Annotated in this window: 8 protein-coding genes and 1 tRNA gene; 3 read left to right on the top strand and 6 right to left on the bottom strand. The window is 64.3% G+C overall.

Going from position 1 to position 5,741, the window contains the following annotated elements; all coding sequences use genetic code 11:
- The 4 genes from QOH60_RS10310 to QOH60_RS10295 form a co-directional block, all read right to left on the bottom strand.
- Positions 1-1,103, bottom strand: a 1,103-nt coding sequence (locus QOH60_RS10310; RefSeq protein ID WP_526419815.1) for an FAD-dependent oxidoreductase, incomplete at its 3' end; no start/stop codon positions are given.
- Between the two features lie 85 nt (positions 1,104-1,188).
- Positions 1,189-1,740, bottom strand: a complete 552-nt coding sequence (locus tag QOH60_RS10305) for a cupin domain-containing protein (protein ID WP_526419813.1) — start codon at positions 1,738-1,740, stop codon at positions 1,189-1,191.
- A 35-nt stretch (positions 1,741-1,775) separates the two neighbouring features.
- Entirely contained in the window at positions 1,776-2,630 is an 855-nt protein-coding gene (locus QOH60_RS10300) for an HpcH/HpaI aldolase family protein (RefSeq protein WP_526419810.1), read from the bottom strand.
- Positions 2,631-2,667: 37 nt separating this feature from the next.
- Positions 2,668-3,117 (bottom strand): heme-binding protein, encoded by a 450-nt coding sequence (locus QOH60_RS10295; RefSeq protein ID WP_526419808.1) that lies wholly within the window; start codon positions 3,115-3,117, stop codon positions 2,668-2,670.
- Positions 3,118-3,213: 96 nt separating this feature from the next.
- Here QOH60_RS10295 and QOH60_RS10290 point away from each other — a divergent pair, with 96 nt between their 5' ends.
- The 3 genes from QOH60_RS10290 to QOH60_RS10280 all read left to right on the top strand — a co-directional run bounded on the left by QOH60_RS10290 (position 3,214) and on the right by QOH60_RS10280 (position 5,040).
- Positions 3,214-3,861: a TetR/AcrR family transcriptional regulator gene (locus QOH60_RS10290; protein WP_526419806.1), complete on the top strand. Its 648-nt coding sequence runs from the start codon at positions 3,214-3,216 to the stop codon at positions 3,859-3,861.
- Complete coding sequence (locus tag QOH60_RS10285; protein ID WP_526419804.1) at positions 3,858-4,580, top strand: dienelactone hydrolase family protein; 723 nt, start codon at positions 3,858-3,860, stop codon at positions 4,578-4,580. Before QOH60_RS10290 ends, QOH60_RS10285 begins: the two co-directional genes overlap by 4 nt.
- Before the next feature lie 196 nt (positions 4,581-4,776).
- Positions 4,777-5,040, top strand: coding sequence for a recombinase family protein (locus tag QOH60_RS10280; protein WP_526419817.1), 264 nt, complete (start codon positions 4,777-4,779; stop codon positions 5,038-5,040).
- Between the two features lie 283 nt (positions 5,041-5,323).
- Here the strand turns inward: QOH60_RS10280 and QOH60_RS10275 are convergent, their stop codons facing one another.
- Both QOH60_RS10275 and QOH60_RS10270 read right to left on the bottom strand, forming a co-directional pair.
- Positions 5,324-5,500 carry a hypothetical protein gene (locus QOH60_RS10275; protein ID WP_526419802.1) on the bottom strand — a complete coding sequence of 59 codons (177 nt, stop codon included), beginning with the start codon at positions 5,498-5,500 and terminating at the stop codon, positions 5,324-5,326.
- Positions 5,501-5,617: 117 nt separating this feature from the next.
- Positions 5,618-5,691, bottom strand: a tRNA-Met gene (locus tag QOH60_RS10270).
- Between the last annotated feature and the right edge of the window lie 50 nt (positions 5,692-5,741).

Raw genomic sequence — 5,741 nt, 5'->3', positions numbered from 1 at the left:
CCCAGCGTGATCGGATTGGGGTCGAACTGGTCGAACTGCCGGAAGAATTGGCCGATCCCGTCCCCGGCGCGCAGCATGACGTGTTTGAGGGTGAACTCGGTGATCGGTTGTCGTTCGGACTCGTAGGTGTCGAGCAGGGCGTCTCCGGCGTCTCCCGAACACACTGCGGCGAGTTTCCAGGCGAGGTTGTGCGCATCGGCGATTCCGGTGTTGCCGCCGAATCCACCGTAGGGCGGCATGAGGTGCGCTGCGTCGCCAACCAGAAAGATGCGACCCTCGCGGTAGCGGTCGGCGACGAAGGCCCCGGTACTCCAGGTCATCGCGCTGCGAACAGTTATGTCGAGGTCTGCTACACCGACCACAGACCGGATCATCGGAATCGCCTCGGTGGCAGCAGAATCCGGATCAATGGAATCCAAGTCGGCTCTTGGGGTCAGGGCGAACCAGTTGTGGTCGCGAGCTTCGCTGCGGACGAACAACAGGGCGCCCTCAGCCGGGGCGACCATTGCGCTGATCCGACGTCCGCGCATTGCCGGCTCGAGGTCGGCATCGAACAAGACGCTGAGACCTCGTCCCGGAATCGGTTGACCGTGGCGGCCGATGCCCAGGCTGGCGCGGATCGTGCCCCTGGCACCGTCCGCGGCAACCAAGTAACGGGCGGTGATCCGACTCGGTGGCACGGCCGGCGTGCGCGTGCCGACCGTCGACGGAGACCACACCACATCCGCGGTGACGGTGAACTCGTGCTGCTCGATGTTGACGGCTGTGCAGCCATAGAACAGCTGGGCACCCAACTCGGCGCTGCGTTGCAACAGAATGGGTTCCATGCGGTCCTGGTCGCATGCGTAATGCGTGGTGGGGCTCAGCCGGTTCTGCCGGGCCAGCGCGAGCGGCAGATGTATCCGCTCGTATTCACCGGAGAGGCTGTCGCCGATGGCAACACCGAAATGGTTTTCGCCTGCGGAACTTATCGCTTCTTCGATGCCGGCGGACCTATACAGCTCCATCGTTCGGGCGCTGACACCGCGCAATTTGGGATGGCGCGATGTCGCGGCATGCCGCTCCACCACCCACACGCGTAATCCCTGTTGCGCCAGGAACATCGAAGCGGCCAAACCTACGAGACCGCCGCCGACGACCAGAACATCACAATCACACGCGTCGCCCGCTGATTCCGGCATTGCTTGATCAGCCTCCGCTCGGAGGGGTGGCGTCGGTCATCGTGCCGACGAGCAAACAGGGGGCGTTCGACCGGTTGCTCCAGGCGTGGTTGGTGCCCCGGATGATCACGGTGTCGCCGGGCCGCATGAGCGTCTCATCGGTGTCGGTGACCAGAAAGATTTCGCCGCGGATGCAGGTAAGACAGTCCAGGGTGTCCGTTCGGTGCATGCTCGGATGTCGGGCGAGATCGGAGTCGCTCGGCTGGTGCTTCTGGTGGACCTCCTGGTTGAGATCGGCTAGGACACGGCGGTGCTCGGCGGCGTCGGGATCGTCAGGCGGGATTTCCAGGGCCCGGCAAATCATGCCGTCGGGGAAGGGTTCGCGGCTAGCGCCGAGACCCTCTGCCTGCGATCGGTCGCCGTCAATGCTGTTGTCCACCGGGGTCTCTTGGGTTGCCCACAACGTGGCGCGCCAGTAGAACCCCTCACGGGACTGGACATTGGTCAGCCCCCGCTGCAATACCGCCGAGCGGCCCTCGGCGTCGGGTCCGACCACAAAGCGGTTCAGATGAGTCGTCACTGCGCTGCTCCTTTCAATCGTTGGTTGTCGGCTTCTCAGGAAGTGACATGGGGTGCGAAGTCTGGGGTCGGGGTTTCGGGCCGGGTGTAGGCGGTGCCTTGCACCGAGACGCCGGCGATACGGACGGTGTGCTCGCAAAACCGCCGAAATCCCATGACGTCGAGGCCGAGGCAGAACACCTTGACGCCGTCTTCCAGCGCGGATTTACAGCCGTCGACGCTGGGATCCAGTACCGGGCCGCCCATCACCGCGACGCCGTGCCGATCGGCGGCTGCTTGGACCTTTAGGTACGCCTCACGGATCTTTGGACTGTCGGTCATGTTGTTGCCCTCGCCGATGGCGTAAGCGAGATCGCCGGGACCGAAGGCGAGCACCTGCACTTGGTCCAATGCGCAGATCTCGTCGATGTTGTTGACGGCGTCGGGGTTCTCGATGAGCGGGACGACGAGGAAGTTGCGGTTGTTCCACTCGGCGTGGTCGACGAAGGTGCGGTAGGAGTACCTGGCGGCGCGGGTGGCCGGGCAGATGCCGCGGTTGCCCAACGGCGGAAAGAGTGCGGCGTCGAGAACCTGGCGCACATCGTCGGCCGATTTGACCTCCGGCACGAACAGGCCTTGGGCGCCGGCTTCCATCGCGCGTCGGATGGCGGTTTCGTCCGCACAGCTCGGCACGCGTACCAGCGGCACCAAGCCGACGATGTCGGCGGCCAGGACCGCGTCTTCGATGGCGCGGGGGTTCGCCGGCGAATGCTCGGTGTCTAGCATGACGAAGTCGAAGCCGGTCAATCCCAGGACTTCGATCAGGGCGCGATCGCCGGTAAAACACTGCATTCCCAACGGAATCTGCCGCTGTTTGATCATGGCGAGCAGGCGGTTGTCGGTATCGAACATGGTTGGTGCTCCTCTCGGTTTCAGGGTTGGTGACAGATCAGGCGCCGGGATCGGCCCGCAGGTCACAGGCTGTGATGCCGTGGATGGCGCAGGCTTCGTCGTCGTCGGGCAGGTGACCACTCACCCCGACCGCACCGACCACGGCGTCGTTGTCGTCGCGGATCAGAACGCCGCCGGGTACGGGCACGAGGTTGCCGTCGGCCAGCGACACCAGGGAGTTAACGAAGGCCGGGTTGGACGCTGCCCGTGCGGCCAGGCTGCGACTGCCCACGCCCATGTTCAGTGCCCCTTGGGCTTTTCCCCGGGCGATGCGCTCGCGCAGCAGGCTGGAGCCGTCTTCTCCGGCGAAGGCGACCAGCCTTCCGGCAGCGTCCAGCACCGAAATTGTCATCGGGGGAAAGTCGCTGCTCCGTGCGTGCGCAAGAGCGCGCACCACAATGGTCCGGGCGGCAGCGAGGCTGATCGCGGTGCCCCACAGGTTCGACATCGTGCCTCCAAACGAAAGCGATCGTTGCTATTTGAAGTTGAACGTACGCCGGAATACGCCCTAGCGCAACCGCTCGTTTTCGTTTAGGATGCGTTTGTGCCCAGACTCAGCGAGAAGACCCGCGCGCAACGCCGCCAACACATCCTCACCAGTGCGTGGGGGTGCTTCTCGCGCGACGGCTTTCACGCCACGTCGATGGACCAGGTGATCGCTTCGACCGGGATGTCCTCAAGCGCGGTGTACCGCTACTTCGGCAGCAAGGAGGAAATCATCCACGCCAGCGCCGAGGAAGGAGTGGCACGGGTGCGGGGCATTTTCGTAGGGCTACTCGATCGCGACCCCGTCCCCACTCCCGCCGAAACGCTGAGCCTGATCGTCGCCGAACTGCGCAGCAGGACGAACAACCCCGAATACGACATGACCCGGCTCGCGCTACAGACCTGGGCGGAGGCCCTGCGTGATCCGGTACTGCACAAACGTGCCCGCGCGCTTTACCTCCAAACCCTCGACCACATCGCCGAACTGGCCAGCCGGTGGCGCGATGAGGGATACATCCCACCGAACTCGGATACCAACGCCGTTGCCGCAACATTGTTTTCGCTCATGCACGGCCTGATCGTGATGCACCACCTTGTCGACGACGTACCGCCTGATGCCCTCCGCAACGGACTTTCGCTGCTCGGTGCGGCCGTCGTCGGCCCCTACACATTGCCCGCCCCACCGCCACAGGAGGCCAAACCATGACCGACGTCGACCTCTCCGACCTCGCCGCCGACCGCGACGGGTCCCAGCCGCTTCGCGGCTACCTGGCCAGCCCACCGGGCATCGGTCCGTGGCCGGCCGTGGTGATGATCCACGAGATCTTCGGCCTCGACGAGGTCATGCGCGGCCACGCTGACCGGCTCGCCGGTTTCGGCTATCTCACCCTGGCCGTCGACCTGTTCAGCGCGGGCAGCACAGCACGATGTCTGGTCGCCACGATGACCGCCATGATGCGTGGCCGCGGCCGCGCGTTCGCCGACATCTCCGCCGCCCACGACTACCTGGCTGGTTCTCCCGACTGCACCGGCAAGATCGGCGTCATCGGCTTCTGCATCGGAGGAGGCTTCGCGCTCCTCACCGCGAACAACGGATTCGATGCGGCCGCAGTCAATTACGGCCAGCTACCGCGTCACCTCGACGAAGCGGTGGCAGGCGCCTGCCCGATCGTCGGAAACTACGGTGGCCGCGACCCTTCCCTTCGAGGTGCCGCCCGCCGGCTCGATGCGGCCCTCGACAAAGCAGGCGTGACCCACGACGTCAAGGAATACCCCGGCGCCAGCCACGCTTTCCTCAACGACGCCGAAGCCGGCCCCCGCGTGCTTCGCCCCCTCCTGCGGGTAGCCGGCATCGGCCCAGAACCCGACTCGGCCAAGGACGCCTGGGACCGGATCGAAAGATTCTTTACCACCCACCTACACTGACCGACCCTTTATCAGCTAACCGCCACTGCAAGTGGTCGGAGGATGCCGCAGTGGCCAAGACATGGTTCATCACGGGTTCCAATTCGGGCATGGGATCCGCGGTCGCCCGAGCAGTTCGCCGGCCACCGCGGCGGTGACTGCACGATTCCACATCCTCTAGCAATACGTATCTACATCGCGCGGCGCAGGTTTCGAGATCAACCTCGCGATTCAGAAGGCCGGTGCAAAGTTGGTCTCCGTCACCGAGAACGTCGACGAGACCCCGAGCGGCATGCTTCTTCTCGGCATCATGAGCTCGATTGCCGAGTTCTACAGCCGCAACCTTGCGACGGAGACACGCAGGGGCAGGGTGCAAAAAGCCCAGAACGGCGGCACGCCGGGCATGGTGCCGTTCGGCTACTTGAACGTACGGACACGGACCGATGACGGCAGTGAAATTCGCATGGTGGCTCGACCCTGAGCGCGCTGAGCACGCCCCCGGATCTTCGAGGCGTGTGCCACTGGCGAATGGACGATGACCCAGATCCGGAACGAGCTTCGTCGGAGACGTGTCCGGCGCCGAGCGCATCGTTACGAAGATGCTCGGTTTGAGCGTCATGGATCGGCGATGACGTTTTGCGCGCCCTAGTGGGCCACCAGGTCGGCCGTGAAGTCCCTCGCGACCGTTACCGTCTGCGACGCCGTGCTGTGCCACCCTGTGTTGGATATATGGGAACGACCCAGAGGCATTCGCGAAATGACCGTCAGAAAAACTGACACGAGAAAGCTTCGGCCAGATGATGCCCGTCTACGCCGAACCGCTCACCGATCGGCACCGACATACCGTCGTGGATGACCTCTGATATCCACCACCACCACCACGTGACAACCACGCCGTGGCACACCCTGGGGAAGGTGAACCCAGCGATAGCAGCGTCCATCGCCGTTGTTCACGGCGTAGGAACGACCGACGCCGAACGTTCACAACGTTCACAAAACGAAACGGCCGCCAGCTGATGCTGGCGGCCGTTTGACCTGGTCAAGGCCACTTTCGTTAGTAGCGGGGACAGGATTCGAACCTGCGACCTCTGGGTTATGAGCCCAGCGAGCTACCGAGCTGCTCCACCCCGCGTCGGTGAACGCAAGGTTACCGAAGGCGCGGGCTGCCGCCAAATCACCGCA

The organism is Mycobacterium sp., assembly GCF_032159765.1.
Lineage (GTDB): Bacteria > Actinomycetota > Actinomycetes > Mycobacteriales > Mycobacteriaceae > Mycobacterium.
This window is presented reverse-complemented; position numbering and strand designations above follow the sequence as displayed.

What these genes read in the sequence shown, in the direction of transcription:
- QOH60_RS10300 (WP_526419810.1), bottom strand. Translation starts at nt 2,630, where the DNA reads ATGTTCGATACCGACAACCGCCTGCTCGCCATGATCAAACAGCGGCAG.
- QOH60_RS10295 (WP_526419808.1), bottom strand. Translation starts at nt 3,117, where the DNA reads ATGTCGAACCTGTGGGGCACCGCGATCAGCCTCGCTGCCGCCCGGACC.
- QOH60_RS10285 (WP_526419804.1), top strand. Translation starts at nt 3,858, where the DNA reads ATGACCGACGTCGACCTCTCCGACCTCGCCGCCGACCGCGACGGGTCC.
- QOH60_RS10275 (WP_526419802.1), bottom strand. Translation starts at nt 5,500, where the DNA reads ATGGACGCTGCTATCGCTGGGTTCACCTTCCCCAGGGTGTGCCACGGC.